The sequence below is a fragment of the Lactobacillus sp. UMNPBX19 genome (genome assembly GCF_002553805.1).
Taxonomy (GTDB): Bacteria; Bacillota; Bacilli; order Lactobacillales; family Lactobacillaceae; genus Lactobacillus.
Map to the genome: position 1 here is coordinate 23,507 of NZ_PCYR01000017.1, position 15,095 is coordinate 38,601.

General features: G+C 34.2%; 15 protein-coding genes. 9 read left to right on the forward strand and 6 right to left on the reverse strand.

What is annotated here, in order from left to right:
- Positions 1–32: 32 nt before the first annotated feature.
- Both CP370_RS06180 and CP370_RS06185 read left to right on the forward strand, forming a co-directional pair.
- Complete coding sequence (locus tag CP370_RS06180; RefSeq protein ID WP_004895662.1) at positions 33–464, forward strand: DUF948 domain-containing protein; 432 nt, start codon at positions 33–35, stop codon at positions 462–464.
- A gap of 22 nt (positions 465–486) precedes the next feature.
- Positions 487–819 carry a YtxH domain-containing protein gene (locus tag CP370_RS06185; RefSeq protein WP_004895661.1) on the forward strand — a complete coding sequence of 111 codons (333 nt, stop codon included), beginning with the start codon at positions 487–489 and terminating at the stop codon, positions 817–819.
- A gap of 92 nt (positions 820–911) precedes the next feature.
- On the opposite strand, the gene CP370_RS06190 is transcribed toward CP370_RS06185, so the two are convergent.
- Positions 912–2,018 (reverse strand): aminopeptidase P family protein, encoded by a 1,107-nt coding sequence (locus tag CP370_RS06190; RefSeq protein WP_087285101.1) that lies wholly within the window; start codon positions 2,016–2,018, stop codon positions 912–914.
- Between the two features lie 143 nt (positions 2,019–2,161).
- Here CP370_RS06190 and CP370_RS06195 point away from each other — a divergent pair, with 143 nt between their 5' ends.
- Entirely contained in the window at positions 2,162–3,157 is a 996-nt protein-coding gene (locus CP370_RS06195; RefSeq protein WP_087713225.1) for a substrate-binding domain-containing protein, read from the forward strand.
- A 72-nt stretch (positions 3,158–3,229) separates the two neighbouring features.
- Here CP370_RS06195 and CP370_RS06200 read toward each other — a convergent pair whose 3' ends face one another.
- The 3 genes from CP370_RS06200 to CP370_RS06210 form a co-directional block, all read right to left on the reverse strand.
- Positions 3,230–6,049 carry a transglycosylase domain-containing protein gene (locus CP370_RS06200; protein WP_087713224.1) on the reverse strand — a complete coding sequence of 940 codons (2,820 nt, stop codon included), beginning with the start codon at positions 6,047–6,049 and terminating at the stop codon, positions 3,230–3,232.
- Positions 6,050–6,147: 98 nt separating this feature from the next.
- On the reverse strand, positions 6,148–7,545 hold the full coding sequence (pepV, locus tag CP370_RS06205; RefSeq protein WP_087713223.1) for a dipeptidase PepV: 1,398 nt from the start codon (positions 7,543–7,545) through the stop codon (positions 6,148–6,150).
- 19 nt (positions 7,546–7,564) lie between these two features.
- Positions 7,565–8,947, reverse strand: coding sequence for a glycerophosphodiester phosphodiesterase (locus CP370_RS06210; protein ID WP_087713222.1), 1,383 nt, complete (start codon positions 8,945–8,947; stop codon positions 7,565–7,567).
- A gap of 99 nt (positions 8,948–9,046) precedes the next feature.
- Between CP370_RS06210 and CP370_RS06215 the strand changes: the two genes are divergently transcribed.
- From CP370_RS06215 to CP370_RS06235, 5 genes are read left to right on the forward strand one after another with little or no spacing between them, the layout of a single operon-like run.
- Entirely contained in the window at positions 9,047–9,373 is a 327-nt protein-coding gene (locus tag CP370_RS06215) for a hypothetical protein (RefSeq protein ID WP_004895655.1), read from the forward strand.
- A 12-nt stretch (positions 9,374–9,385) separates the two neighbouring features.
- Positions 9,386–10,765, forward strand: a complete 1,380-nt coding sequence (locus CP370_RS06220; protein WP_087713221.1) for a bifunctional UDP-sugar hydrolase/5'-nucleotidase — start codon at positions 9,386–9,388, stop codon at positions 10,763–10,765.
- A complete protein-coding gene (locus CP370_RS06225; RefSeq protein WP_087285095.1) occupies positions 10,765–11,304 on the forward strand; it encodes a YutD family protein in 540 nt (179 codons plus the stop codon). The genes CP370_RS06220 and CP370_RS06225 overlap by 1 nt, the downstream gene beginning before the upstream one ends.
- 2 nt (positions 11,305–11,306) lie before the next feature.
- Positions 11,307–12,089: a TIGR01457 family HAD-type hydrolase gene (locus CP370_RS06230; RefSeq protein ID WP_087713220.1), complete on the forward strand. Its 783-nt coding sequence runs from the start codon at positions 11,307–11,309 to the stop codon at positions 12,087–12,089.
- Positions 12,077–12,706 carry a TIGR01906 family membrane protein gene (locus tag CP370_RS06235; protein ID WP_180707259.1) on the forward strand — a complete coding sequence of 210 codons (630 nt, stop codon included), beginning with the start codon at positions 12,077–12,079 and terminating at the stop codon, positions 12,704–12,706. Before CP370_RS06230 ends, CP370_RS06235 begins: the two co-directional genes overlap by 13 nt.
- On the opposite strand, the gene CP370_RS06240 is transcribed toward CP370_RS06235, so the two are convergent.
- A complete protein-coding gene (locus CP370_RS06240) occupies positions 12,703–13,353 on the reverse strand; it encodes a VTT domain-containing protein (protein ID WP_004895650.1) in 651 nt (216 codons plus the stop codon). The genes CP370_RS06235 and CP370_RS06240 overlap by 4 nt on opposite strands.
- Positions 13,354–13,379: 26 nt before the next feature.
- Positions 13,380–14,336, reverse strand: coding sequence for an NAD(P)/FAD-dependent oxidoreductase (locus CP370_RS06245; RefSeq protein ID WP_087713219.1), 957 nt, complete (start codon positions 14,334–14,336; stop codon positions 13,380–13,382).
- Positions 14,337–14,435: 99 nt separating this feature from the next.
- On the opposite strand from CP370_RS06245, the gene CP370_RS06250 reads away from it, so the two are divergent.
- Positions 14,436–14,807 carry a CvfD/Ygs/GSP13 family RNA-binding post-transcriptional regulator gene (locus tag CP370_RS06250; RefSeq protein ID WP_087713218.1) on the forward strand — a complete coding sequence of 124 codons (372 nt, stop codon included), beginning with the start codon at positions 14,436–14,438 and terminating at the stop codon, positions 14,805–14,807.
- The last annotated feature ends 288 nt before the right edge of the window (positions 14,808–15,095 follow it).

Here is a 15,095-nt window from a genome sequence, read left to right on the forward strand (position 1 = left end):
TTATGAGAGGAATAATTAATGGAGGATAGATTATGTCAATTTCATATGGTGCATTAGCCGGCTTGATTGCAGCAGTTGCCTTTTTAATCTTGGTCTTATTTACTTTGCCTTTAATTGTTAGAGCAACTAAGACAATGAAGAAAGTTGACTCAACTATGGATAGCGTTAATATAGCTGTTGATGACTTAACTAAGCAGACTGCAGTATTGATGAAACAAAGTGAAGATTTATTAGAAAAAAGTAATGCTCTTCTAGCCGATGTAAATGGTAAAGTAACTGAATTAGAACCAGTTGTAAAAGCAGCTGCAGATTTAGGTGAAAGTGTGTCAGATATTAATTCTTCATCAAGAAGAATGATTGAGCGCTTCTCTGGTATGGGTATTAGAGGAGCTGGAATTGGCATCTTTTCATCTCTAGTTAGTCGAATGTTCGCAAGACGTAAGCGTCGTCGTGGGGAAGACTAATATTTATTAAAGGAGAACAATTATGCGTAAATTAGGTGGATTTTTATTAGGTAGCGTTGTCGGTTTAGGTGTTGGCCTGATTGCTGGCTCATTATTATTACCAGAAGAAACAACTGATGATGTAAAGAAAAAGCTAGCTGAAAACGAAAAGTTACAAGACTTAAAAGAAAAATATGACAAGGGAACTGAAGCAATTAAGAATCAATTAGCCTCATTCCCTAAATCAGTTGAAGATGATTCAGAATTGAAAGATTTTGATGATATTGTAATTGATGATACTAACAAAGATCTTGGTGAAGATGAAAAATCTGACAAAGAAGCTGTTAGTGATCTAAATAACGCTGAAAAAAATTAATTAATATTAAAGAATCAAGTTTTCACTTGGTTCTTTTTTTGTATAAAAAACTGGTGATAGAGATAAACTATCACCAGTTAATTTAGTATAAATTAGTCTTTAACGGAAATGTATTTCAATTCTTTACTTGTTTTAGTAAAAGTCTCAAAACCATTCTTTGTTACAACCCCACAGTCTTCGATTCTAACACCAGCTACGTTAGGGATATAAATACCTGGCTCAATTGAGAAACACATGCCTTCTTCAAGAACAACATCATTTCCTTCCATAATTTGTGGAAATTCATGAACGTTCATCCCGATACCATGACCAAGACGGTGGATGAAGTATTCACCATAGCCTGCTTTAGTTATGATATCTCTAGCAACAGCATCAAGTTCGCTAGCTGTAATACCAGGCTTTGCAGCTTCAATCGCTGCTTGTTGAGCTTCACGATCAACTTCGTAGATTTCTTTTTCTTTAGCAGTTGGTTCTCCGTAAGCAACAGTTCTACTTGAGTCAGAAGCATAGCCATTATGCATTGTTCCAAGGTCAAAAAGAACTAATTCATTTGGTTCAATTTTATTCATGGTTGGACCAAGATGAGGGTTAGCAGCATTTTTACCAGCTTGAACGATTGTTTCAAAACTAGTGTGCATTACACCTTTTTGAAGTTTTAACTGGTAATCAATTTGACCAGCAACGTAGCGTTCAGTTACACCATTTTTAAGTGCATTAAAGCCAATTTGAAAAGCAAAGTCTGCTTCTGCACCAGCAGCCTTTAATTGTTCAACTTCCTCTGGTGTTTTACGTAAGCGTGCTTCAGCAACAAATGGGGATACATTATTTGTAAATGAAGAATCAGGAAAGGCGATTCTTAATGCTTCTAAGCGATCAACTGAAAGATGGGCTTTTTCAATAGCAACATTATTTGGAGTGCCAATACGTTGATTTACCAAGTCAGCGATTTTTGACCATGGATTTTCGTGATCAAGATAGCCATAAACATCTCCATCCCAGGCCGAATTTTTAGCTTCTTCAACGTTTAACTCAGGTGCAAAAATAAAGGCTGCCTTATCTTTAAAAGCAAGTAAAGCAAAAATTCTTTCATGAGGATCCATACTGTAGCCGGTAAAGTAATTAATACTAATCGGATCAGAGATGTAGGCAACATCATTATTGGTTGAAATTAGCCAATTTTGTAACTTATCTAAGTTCATAATTTTAACTCCTTTTTTAACATATACTGGGAGTATACCATATAATATGGTAAAATAATTAGTTTTTAGTCGTAAACGGTTGCAATGTCTTGATATTCTTGATAAGTTATAAAAGAGTGTTTTTACAGGAGTGTGAGAAATTTATGCAAAAACAAGAAGTAACTATTTATGATGTTGCTCGTGAAGCAAAAGTTTCTATGGCTACTGTTTCAAGAGTAGTAAATGGAAATAATAATGTACGTAAAGAAACACGTGAAAAGGTATTAGCTGTCATTGATCGTTTGCATTACCAACCTAATGCTGTAGCTCAAGGATTAGCTTCAAAGAGAACTACAACAGTTGGTTTGATTGTTCCCGATTTAACGAATATGCACTTTGCAGAATTATCTAAAGGAATTGACGATATTGCTACTATGTATAAGTACAATATCTTACTTTCTAGCGTTGGTAATACTTTGTTAAATGAAGATCAAGTGATCCAAAACTTACTTAATAAGCAAGTTGATGGTGTAATTTACATGTCAAACTTAATGAGTGAAAGTGCACAAGAGATTTTTAAGCGCACTAATACACCAGTTGTTTTGGCAGGTACTGCTGATGCAAATCAAGATTTTCCTAGCGTAACAATTGACTATAAGGCAGCTGAAAAAGAAGCTTTAGGCTTATTATTAAAGAATGGTAAGAAAAATCTTGCTTTAGTTGTTGGTGATGGAAAAGCTTATGTTAATAAGAACAATCGCTTTGTAGCTTATAAAGATTTTATGGAAGAACATAATTTAGATAATGTTCATATCTATGAAGATGCTAAAACTTACGAAGATGGCTATGAATTATTCGAACAAATTAAAGCAGATAAAGTAGATGGAATTATTGCTACTCGTGATGTAACTGCAGCAGGTATTATTAATGCAGCAGTTGATGCGGGCGTATCCATTCCAGATGACTTAGAAATTATCTCTGCAGCTTCAACTAATGTGGCTAAAATTGTTCGTCCACAATTAACCACTGTTCAACAACCGCTTTATGATATCGGTGCTGTTGCAATGAGAATGTTAACTAAATTAATGGGTGACGAAGAACTAGATGAAGCTCATGTTATCTTGCCATATACTTTAAAGCAATCTCGTTCTACTAAATAAAGTATAGTTATACCAAAAATCCTCTTAGGTTGAATTCAACCTAAGAGGATTTTTTAATATGAAAATTTCTAATTATGGAGCAGTAGGAGCATTATCTGCTGCCGTATCACCTGCAGTAGCTTCTGTGCTAGCAGATCGGCTAGTAGGAGCACTTTCACTTGGACTAATATTTGAATTTACTTCATTAGCTTCATTAGCGTTACTACTTTCTGATCTGTTATTTTGAGATGAAGAAGGAGATTCACGAGTAGAAGTGGTACTTCTCGTAGTTGAGGAAGAATTATTGTTTCCACCTTGTCCTGTACTCCTAGCTTGTTCATCATTGGCTCCTACATTCCGATTAGTTGAGGAAGAAGAATTATTATTAGATTCACGATAAACTTCATGGTTTTTGCCATAATAATTTTTTGCATTTTCTGAAGTTGATCCATCAGCTACAGCAAAGAGACTATTAATATTCTTTTTCTTAGAAATCGTCTTACCAGTGTAGATTAAGACTTTACCATAGTCATTATTTTTACCTTCTAAGTAATCATAGAAGAGGTTGTAGTCTTTAGTTGAGCCACCAATACCAAATCTAGCAGTTGCATTTGGTGCTGGTGAAAGACTTAATGCAGTAGTTTTTTTGCCACTGAGATCAATATTATCGCCATCGTAGCTTACTGTTCCAGGTAATGTTCCTGTTCTTGTTAAGACTCTATTTTTATAAACAGAGCTTGGACGGCTAGGCGCATCATTTAATTTAAAGATCGATGGATCTTCCTTATATAATGCATTAGCAATATTGGTCCATAGATTTAAATTAGTCTCACTAGAATTAGAATCTAAGTTGTATGAATGACCGTAGAAGTTATCATAGCCCATCCAACTAGAAATTGTAATTCCAGGAGTAGATCCATTAAACCAAATATCACGATAATCATCACTGGTTCCAGTTTTACCAATTAAGTTCTTATAGTCAAACTTCAAGGTACCCGTTAAGCTTGAAGCTGTCCCTTTAGTTACTACTTGGTGTAGCATCTTCTGCATAATGTAGGAAGTGCCTGTAGAGAAGACTTTCTGTTGATTTTGTTTGTGCTTATAGATTACTCGACCTGATGGATCTTGAATTTCTTCAATATAGTATGGATCGGCACGTTTACCATTGTTATAGAAGTTAGAAAAGGCACTAGCATTATCAGCCACTGAAAAACCGTAATCAGTACCACCAAGAGCTAATCCTAAGTTTTCGAATTCGCTCTTACTTAAATTTAAGCCTAATTTCTTCATATCTTGACGCAGATTGATATTTTTATCGTTAACTAACTTACTGTATAAATTTACAGCAGGGAAGTTATAAGACTTACTTAAAGCTTCCTGAGCTGAAGTAAATCTGTTTTCAACAGTTGAGTTATAGTCAGTTGGAATGTAGTTACCAAATCTGGTAGGGAAGTCAGCAATTGCAGTTTGGCTTGAAATAAGCTTATGCTCTATAGCTGGTCCATAAACTAAATATGGCTTAATTGAAGAACCAGGAGAGCGGTAAGTATCAAAGGCATGGTTAATTTGGGAATTTTTAAAGTCAACCCCACCGCTAAATGCTAAAACTTTACCTGTTGCATTATCAATTACGACACTACCGTTTTCCACGTGTTCGGTGGTATTAACCCACTTGTTAGTAGAAGAATCAAAATCACGAGAAGTTCGGTCTTGACCATACTTGTTTTGCTTAACAACCTGTTGCATGGTCTGGTATAGTGGCTTTCTAATTGTAGTTTTGATGTGATAACCTTTTTGATGAAGAAGCTCAGTTGCGCTAGTTAGGTACTGATTATAGAGGTTTGTATCTTGTTTAACGTCAGATACTTTTAAACCATCTTGTTCAATCAAGTTTTCGGCTAAAAGACTGGCACTCTTATTCATTACTAGATTGTATAAATAACCGCTTTGTTTCTTTTGCTTCGGTGCTTTTTCAGGAGCAAGGAAGTCAGCGCGCAAATCATATTTTTTAGCTGCAAGATAAGCTTTTTTACTAATGTCGCCATTTCTGTACATACGGAATAAAACAATGTCTTTTCGCCGCATTGCTAAGTCAAGATCACTTTTAACTTTTCCATTTAAGCGATATGGAGTATATACAGACGGACTTTGAGGTAGACCGGCAATAAAAGCAGCTTGCGATAAATTAAGTTCAGAAATTGATTTACCAAATATACCTTCAGCAGCAGTTTTAATGCCGACAATATTTTCTCCGCGATTATTTTTACCATAAGGAGCAGCATTTAAATATGCACGGAGAATGTCTTCTTTAGAAAAATGTTTTTCGATCTTATGAGCATAAAACATTTCAGTCACTTTTCTTCTCCAAGTTGTCTGGCTAGTTAAGAATTGCATCTTAACCAACTGCTGAGTTAAAGTTGACCCACCAGTCTGCACACCAACACCTGTTAATTCAGAAAGTACAGCTCTAACTAAGGACTTAGGTAAAACACCCTTATGAATATAAAAGTTTTCATCCTCAGTGGCTGTTACAGCATTCTTAACGAGGGGAGTTAATTCACTTTCACTTGCCTTTTTAGTAACTGTATCTGGTCGAACAGTAGCAATTTTTTTATTACCAGCATAGTAGAGTGTAGCTGAATTTTGAGCATGATTTATTTGATGATTTAATTCGCTAATAGTTGGAATAGGTTGATTACGAACAATACCAAGTGCATAACCGCCGCCAAAACCAATTAGTAAAAATAAACCGAAAAATGCAATTAAGATAAAATAATGAAAAACACGGCGAAAAGTTAAATAGACGATACCACTGTAAAATTTCCACTGGCTTTCATCTGATTCGCTTTGCAGTGTTTTAACTTCTGGCCCCGCAGTTAGGAACTTTCTGATTTTCTCTTTTAAATTTTTCACAGATCAGGATCCTTTGTTAATTACTTTTTACCTATTATAGCAAAAAAAGGACTAGCATTGATGCAGTCCTTCTTTACGAATTTATTAATATTTTTGGTTTACTTAGTTAATTCATAAATTGCTTCGGCATAAATAGCAATTGAATTAATTAAATCATCAACTTTCATGTATTCATTTGGTTGGTGCATAACAAGTGGGGAACCTTCTGGTTGAGCACCAAAGGCTACACCATGTTTGAATAGGCGGCCGTATGTACCACCACCAATGATAACCTCATGTCCCTTTTTACCAGTTTGTTTTTCATAAACAGAAAGAAGTGTCTTAACAATTGGATCATCTCCAGGAACATAGTGTGGAGCTTCAGCAGAGCCTTCAATTCTAGCATCTAAAATATCACCAAACTTTTCGTTGATATTTTTCACCATTTCTTCTGGTTCAATACCTTGAGGATAGCGAACATTGTTTAAGAGGTATGCATTTTGACCTTCAAAATTAAACATACTTGGTGAACTGGTTAAATCACCCATTAAATCGTCATGGTGGAAAATGCCTAATTTCTTACCATTGAAGTCTTTATGTTCAACAGTTGCTAGGAAGTGTAAGAATTTCTTTGCTTGGCCATCAAAGTTAAGACTGTCAAGGAAGAGGGCAAGATAAGTAGCAGCATTTCTACCAGTTTCAGGAGCTGATGCATGAGCGCCATGACCAGTTAATGTTAAGGCAAGGCGACCGCTAAGCATTTCAGCCTTACCTTCAAGTTTATGTTCTTTAAGGAAAAGATCAAATTTTTCTTTAATGCCGTCAATATCGCCTTCAAGTTGGGCATGAGCGGTTTGAGGGATGACGTTAGTAGCAATACCGGATTGGAATGTCCAAAGCTTAACGTCACCTTGGCTTGGGTCAAATTTGAAGTCAAGCTTTAGAGTAACAATTCCTTGTTCACCGTTGATAATTGGAAATTCAGCATCAGGTGAGAAGGCAACATCAGGAGCCGGTTGATGCTTGAGGTAGTAATCAATTCCTACCCAATTAGTTTCTTCATTAGTTCCAAGGACAAAATCAATCTTTTTTTTAGGCTTAAATCCATGTTCCTTTAAGATAAGCATTCCGTAGTAAGCAGCTAAAGAAGGTCCTTTATCATCAGCACTACCACGACCATAGATTTTTCCATCTTTAATAGTCATATTAAATGGATCAGTCTTCCAGCCTTCGCCAGCAGGAACAACATCCATATGTCCAATAATACCTACACGTTTATCACCAGAACCCATATTGATTCGACCTGCATAGTTATCAAAATTTTCAGTGTCGAAACCATCGCGTTTAGCAAAAGATAAAAATTTCTTCATTGCTTTAACTGGGCCAGGACCAACTGGGTATTCTTTACTGGTGTTGTTTAAATCTTCAGAAGAATCAATTGCGATTAATTCTTTTAAATCATTTAAAATAGCGTCCTTTTTTTCCTGAGCTAATTTTTTATAATCTAGTTCTTCCATAAATGTACTCCTTTAATTTTTATCTCTGATTAAATATTACAGCATTTACATCAGAATAAGTCGACCAAAAGTTTTTAATTGGGACTTTTTCTACTGGTAAATAAGGAAATAGTGCAACGTTGGTTTGACGATAAGCTGGATCAAGTTTTCGATAATTCTTATAGGCAAAAGTGTTCTTATTGAATAGACCATAATATAAGATCTTAGAAGACTTTACCCAGCCATAGTCAGTAAGAAGCCATAAATCATTGACTCCGCCACTTACACCTAATATTTTATAGCGTTTATTAGGCATGAGTTGGGCTTTTTTACCAGACTGCCTATCAGGTTTATTATAAGTGAAAATCGGATTTTGGGTAGGATTAATAATACTTAAATTCCAATATGGCAAAATCCATTCAGGCTGCAAATCTAAGCTAACTAGATCTGCAGGAACAAATTCCGTATCACCAATTTGATAAAAAGTTTGTCCTGATGCAATAACAGCTGAAGAAACATGGACAGGTTGTAAGAAACTAATTTGCTTTGAAGTTTTCACATTTAGATATGGGTTTACGCTAACTCCAGTCGGAGTACGACCAAAGTAAATACCATCTTTATTAACAGTATATTTTTTAGTACCACTCTTAGCTAATTTATATTTATAGCCTCTTGCAGGAAAGTTTGTTACAACACCATCTACATCATTGTTAATTAACCAGTTCCATAATTTAGGTGATTCATTCATTTCGGCCCAAACAAATACTTTTTGATGTAGAGCATGAAGCTGACTGATAAGTTTAGGATTTTGGGTGACTAAATCAGATGAAATGTTAATTCCATTTACATAGCTTAATACATCAAAATTAATTCTTTGCAAGGAGCCAACAATAAAAATTCTAGGTACATCAGGTAATAATTGACTCATAGTCTTTAGACTAGGGGCAGAAAAGCTATGGATCATGACCCGATCTTGCATATGATATTTTTTGATACTGCTAGCAAGAAGCTTCTCCATATTTTTAGGGCTATTATGTTTAGTCTTTTTCGTTTCAAGAAGGAACTTAGTATTAGGTTTATCTTTATAATAATCAAATAATTGATCTAGCGAAATGATTGACTCACCGTTAGCTTGTTTTAAGGTATTTAAATAGGAAAAATTATTTTGTGATACAATAACCGGTGATCCAACAACTCGGCTTAAGTCGCGGTCATGAGAAACGACTAAGACGTTATCTTTTGAAACATGAAGATCAAGTTCAACATAATCTGCACCATCTGCGAAAGCTGAGTTGTCACTTTGAATTGTTTCTTCCGGATATTTACTGGGGTTGCCTCGGTGTCCGATAACCAGAAATCCAGATTCAAAAATAAAAATTAAACTAAAAAAAAGGGCTAAAAAGTAAAGCCGGCTTGTTTTCATGTGTACACCTCTATTCTTTTTAACAATAGCATGGATGTATACTTTTTTCTATAATTAACATAGTAGTTAAAATCATTTTAAGAAAGTAGATGCTGAAATATGGCTTATGAGCAACTAGACTTGATTGAAGAAGTTACTCGCAATGACGGGTCGAAATATTATGAAATTTCAAATATCGATCAAAACGGAATTGCTGAACTAGCTGTAGACCGTGGGTTAATTAAAAAAGTTCGAATCCTGCAGTTGAATTTAGCTAGAACTAAATCACTACAACTATATGAAGAATATATTAATAAAACCTACCAATTAGAGACCTTAACTAATGAGGATGATTGGAAAGACCCGCAATGGGTGGAGTGGGAAAAACCTAAGGGAAAAGTATTAGATGCCTATAACACAGTATTAAAAGCCAATCATATTGGTTAGAAGAGGAAAAGTATGGAAAAATTACGTATTGTTCATACTAATGACCTACATTCACATTTTGAACAATTTCCTAAAATAAAAAGATACTTGCATAAAGCTCAAAACGATAAGAGCGTTGATCAAACATTTACTTTTGATGCTGGTGATTTTATGGATCGATCACATCCTTTGTCTGACGCAACAGAAGGACAGGCTAACATTAAATTAATGAATGAATTTAATTATGATGCAATTACCATTGGAAATAATGAAGGTATTTCAAATTCTCATGCAGTTTTAGAAAAATTATTTGATCACGCTAATTTTCCCGTTGTATTAGCTAACCTACGTGAGGAAGATGAGAGTATGCCAAAGTGGTGTACTCCCTATAAAATATTTGAAACCAAAAAGAAGACTAGAATTGCAGTTGTTGGTTTAACAGCCGCATATCCAATGACCTATGGTCCCAATCATTGGCACGTGAAGTTGATTTCTGATACTTTAGATAAATTATTGCCGAAGATAAAGGGTCAATATGATATGTTAATTATTGTTAGTCATATTGGTTTAAGGGTGGATCGATATATAGCACATCATTATCCTGAAGTAGACTTGATTGTTGGCGGACATAGTCATGACTATTTAGCAAAAGGTGAAAAAGTAAACAATACTTGGATCACTCAGACAGGAAAATGGGGTCAACATATTGGTGACATTAGTGTTGAATTAAATGATGAGCATCAAGTATTATCAATTAAACCAAACACTGTCACTACTGATGACTTACCAAGTTTAGATTCCGATCAAAAGCAAATTGTAGATTGGCATCAAAAAGGTGAGCAGATGCTTAAAGCACGAAAAATTGCTTATTTACCAAGTAAATTTGATCATGACAAGATGGCAGCAATTCAAGTTTCACTTGATGCAATTAGTGAATTTGCTGGAGCTGATGTTGCTGTCTTGAATAGTGGTTTATTTTTAAAACCATTTCATCAGGGAGTTTTAACGGAAGCTGACTTACAAGCTGCTTTGCCTCATCCAATGCATGTGGTACAAACTAAGCTGCCTGGAAGTGATGTTTGGCGCATGGTAATGGAGATGGAAAAAAATCGTCATTTTCTAAGTAAATTTGCACTTAAGGGAATGAGTTTTAGAGGTAAGATTTTTGGAGATCTTGTATATAAGGGAATACAAGTTGATCATGCAAGTAGAACGGTTTACATTAATGGAAAAGAAATTGACCCTGAAAAAGAATATACACTTGCCTTGCTTGATCACTATGTTTTGATTCCATTTTTCCCTACAATTTCAATTATGGGTAAAAATAAATTTTTATTCCCCGATTATCTAAGAACCGTAATAGGAAACTATTTAAAAAAGAAATACCCAACAAATAAAGAGAAAGAAAAATAATGGAGTATAAAGAAGCAGATAAAGACCAGCCGCTATACCATCCTTTAGCTCATGTCATTATTAATGAAGATATTGTAATGATTAACGGGAGAGAGTATGAAATTATAGCTAACGTAAAAGATGCTCTAGACATTGAAATGCTTAAGGAGAAGTATGACCCTTATTTAGATCAATATGATTATTTAGTAGGGGATGTATCAAGTGAGCATTTGAGATTAAAGGGCTTTTATGATGAGAATGATCGCGTTGCAATTGATAAAAAAGCTAATGCAATTGTGGATTATTTAGAAGAATACTGTAATCCTGGTAGTGCATATTTTATTTTGCGTTTAGCTCAAGAAAACCAAATTAAAAAAATTGCTTTTGGTAGGCAAAATAAGAGAAAGAGCACAAACAATAACCGCTACCATGCAAAGCGTCCTTACTTTAAAGAAAGACGCGTTCATAAAACAAAGATTGGCAGTCATAAGACAGCAGTAAAATTTCAACGTGGAAATCATAAAAATAAAAGCTTTGTAATTAAGAAGAGAAAGGGATAATTGTGGAACATAAAGACTATAAATGTTACTTAATTGATTTAGATGGAACTATTTACCGTGGTAGCGATACGATTGAAAGTGGTGTGAGATTTGTACATCGTCTCCAAGAAAAAAATATTCCACACTTATTTTTAACTAATAATTCAACTCGTACACCACAAATGGTAGTTGATAAGCTTAGAGGACATGGCGTTAATACTGATATTTACCATGTTTATACGCCAGTTTTAGCTACAGAGTCTTATTTACTTTCTCAAAATCCAGATGCAACTAAAATACCAATTTATATTATTGGTCAAATTGGCTTAGTACAAGGTTTATTAAAAAATGAACGTTTTTACTATGATGATCGAAATCCAAAATATGTGGTTGTAGGGATGGATACAGATTTAACCTACCACAAAATTCGTGTAGCAACTCGAGCAATTAGAAATGGTACAACGTTTATTGGAACAAATGCAGATAAAAATTTACCTTCTGGAGATGAGCTACTACCTGGAAACGGCGCCCTTTGTACGATGATTGAAGTAGCAACGGGGGTTAAGCCAACTTACATCGGCAAGCCTTCATCGATTATTGTAGCGAGTGCATTGAAAATGTTGAATGCACAAGGACAAGATGCAATTTTAGTCGGAGATAACTACGATACCGATATTATGGCGGGGATTAACTGCAATATTGATTCACTCTTAACGTTGACAGGCGTAACAAATAAGGAGCAGTTAAAAGGAAAAGATAAAAAGCCGACATATATTGTAGAGAATCTAGATGAATGGAAACTATGAAAAGAAAACCAATAATTGCGGTTGTTTACAATTTAATGATGGCGCTTGCTACCGCGGCTTTAGGAGCAGTTGTTTTGAGCTGGCCCTTACTAGTAATTTTTGTAAAGGCTCAAAAGACTGATTTAATAGTAAGAAAGTCACTGGGAACAATAATGAAAAACTATACTCAACTTTTGGATTATTTGTTGCTCCCCTTTAAAAATAAATTGCAAATGTCTGATTTCCCTACTTCTCCGAGTGCAGCACGCCATTTTTATGAGTGTAAATTATTGTTTGAATTAGCAATAATTGTCTTTATTGTTGGATTAATTATTCTTATCTTCTTAAAAATGAGAAAGAGAATGAATTATATCTATATTTCGAAAACTACAGCCTTAATCTTTATGATTTTACCTGTAATTATTTTGCCTTTTGCTTTAATGAATTTTGATGAATTTTTTATTTCTTTTCATCATTTATTATTTAACAATAGTGATTGGCTTTTTGATCCTACTACCGATCCCATTATTAATGTACTAACAGAGGAATTCTTTGCAGGATGCTTTGCAACTGGTGGGATAATTTATGAATTATATTTTTCATGTTTTATTTTGACAAAAAAAATAAAGGAGCTTTAACCAAGCTCCTTTTTTAATACTAATTTTTTCTTTATCCAAATGATTAATACTGGTACCACGGAGATTAAGATGATTGCTAGGACAATTAATGAGAAGTGTTCTTGAACAACTGGAATATTTCCAAAGAAGAATCCTAGAGCAGCAAATAAAGTTACCCAGAGAAAACCACCAAGAAAGTTATAGCGGATAAAAGTACCATAGTGCATTTTACTTGCACCAGATACAAATGGAACAAAAGTACGAATAAATGGAATGAATCTTCCAATTACAATAGTAATACCGCCATGCCTGTCGAAGAAATTTTCGGCAGCTTTTCGTTTATCTTGATTAATCAACTTATTAAACCAACTGTGTTTAGCACCTTCAGCTTGTGACCAACGACCGATTTCATAATTGATTGTATCGCCTAAAACAGCAGCTGCAAGAAAAACTAAATAGCAAATCCAAAAGTGAAGATTGTATTTTGGTGTTGCTGCCATTGCACAAGCTGCAAATATAAGTGAGTCTCCTGGTAAGAATGGAAAGATAACTAAACCTGTTTCAATAAAAACAATTGCAAACAGAATTAAGTATGTCCAGTTTCCAAACATATTCACAATTGTGACTAAGTGGTCATCAATATGAAGAATAAAATCAATAAGTCCCATAAATAACTATATATTCCTTTCAAAAATTAGATACTCGTAGAATGAAAAGTCATTGTTTTTTCTGGAAATAGGTCTTGCATAATGCTGCTAATTGCAATTTGAGCCTCGCCAAAACCTAGGGCAATCATTGGTACCCGGCCTGGGTAAGTAATAGCATCACCAATTGCGTAAACATGAGGAAAATTTGTTTGCATTGTTTGAGAAACAGAAATTAAATTATTTTCTAATTCGATGCCCCACTTACGTAATTGACGATTATCACTTTTGAAACCATATGCAACTAGAATTTCATCAACGTCTTTAGTAATAAAATCGTGACTTGCACCAACTCTATGCAAAACTAATTCTATTCTATTATTGTTTAAGTGAAGTTCTTTTGGAAGGTAAGGAGTTAAAAGTTCAACATTTTTTAAACTTTTAAGTTGACTAACAGAACTTTCAAGTCCACGAAATTCATTTCTACGGTGTACTACATATACATCAGATGTTTTACTTAATTCCACTGCCCAATCAAGCGCAGAGTCGCCACCACCAAGAATGGCGATTTTTTTATTAGAAAAGATTTCGGGATGTTGCATGGAATAGTGAATATGGGCTTGGAGCTCTGGAGTAGTAGATAAAGGCAGAGTTTTTGGCTTAAATGCTCCTAAACCTGTAGCAATAAGAAGACTTTTCACTTGATAATCATCATCAATGATAATATCTTCTCCTGTTGAGAAAGAGATTTTTTTTACTTTATGTGAGAGGGTTAATTTAGTATTCTCGGTTTGTTCAAATAATCGAGAAACTAATTCTTTTCCTTTAATAGAAGAAAAAGCTGGTATATCTTTAATATCTTTTTGTGGATAAAGCATATTAATTTGACCACCAACTTCATCTAACGCGTCAAAGGTAATAGTTTTTAATCCATGTAAATTAGCAAAAGAAGCAGCAAATAGACCAACCGGCCCAGCGCCAATAATAGCTAAATCATATTTTTCCATTGTAATAAGCAATCCTCCATAAGAATTAATCTAGAAGTCATGTCTTTAGCGTTAATTAAAAAGACAGTTATAATTAATATTAGTAAGGGATGAGATAGTATGCAAGTTAAAATTGGTGATATAGTTCATGGAAAAATTAGCGGTATACAACAATACGGAATTTTTGTAAGATTGGACAGTCAGATAGAAGGATTAATTCATATTTCTGAGATTCATGGTGGCTACGTAAAAGATATAGGAAGAGAATACCAAGTTGGAGAAACTATAAAGGTACAAGTCATTGATATAGATCCATATTCTAATCAAATTAGCCTATCTCGACGAGCGGTACTTCCAGAAGTCGAAGAAGCGAGAAAAAAGAGAGTTCATTTTTGGACCTCAAAAAGAGCTAAAAAGGGTTTCATGCCATTAAAAGAAGTTTTGAATAAGCAAGTTCAAGAAGCTAAAATTAGATATTCAAAAAAAGATTAAAATAAAGTGTTAAGCAGTAGTACTTAACACAATTTTTTTATATCCGAATTTTACAGCTTAAATCTCAATTAAAATAAGAATGAAAAATAATAAATCTGAACAATTAAATTATTAATTAAATGAATATTCGCAATATATATTTTTATTCAAAATTATGTTGACGAAAAGTGAAAAAGCCTGTAAAGTAATACATGCTGTTTGAGGCAAGCGAAAAGAGCGAATAAAAAAGTTCAAAAAAAGCTTGCCAAAGCGAGCAAAAGATGATAATATTATAAAGCTGTCATTTGA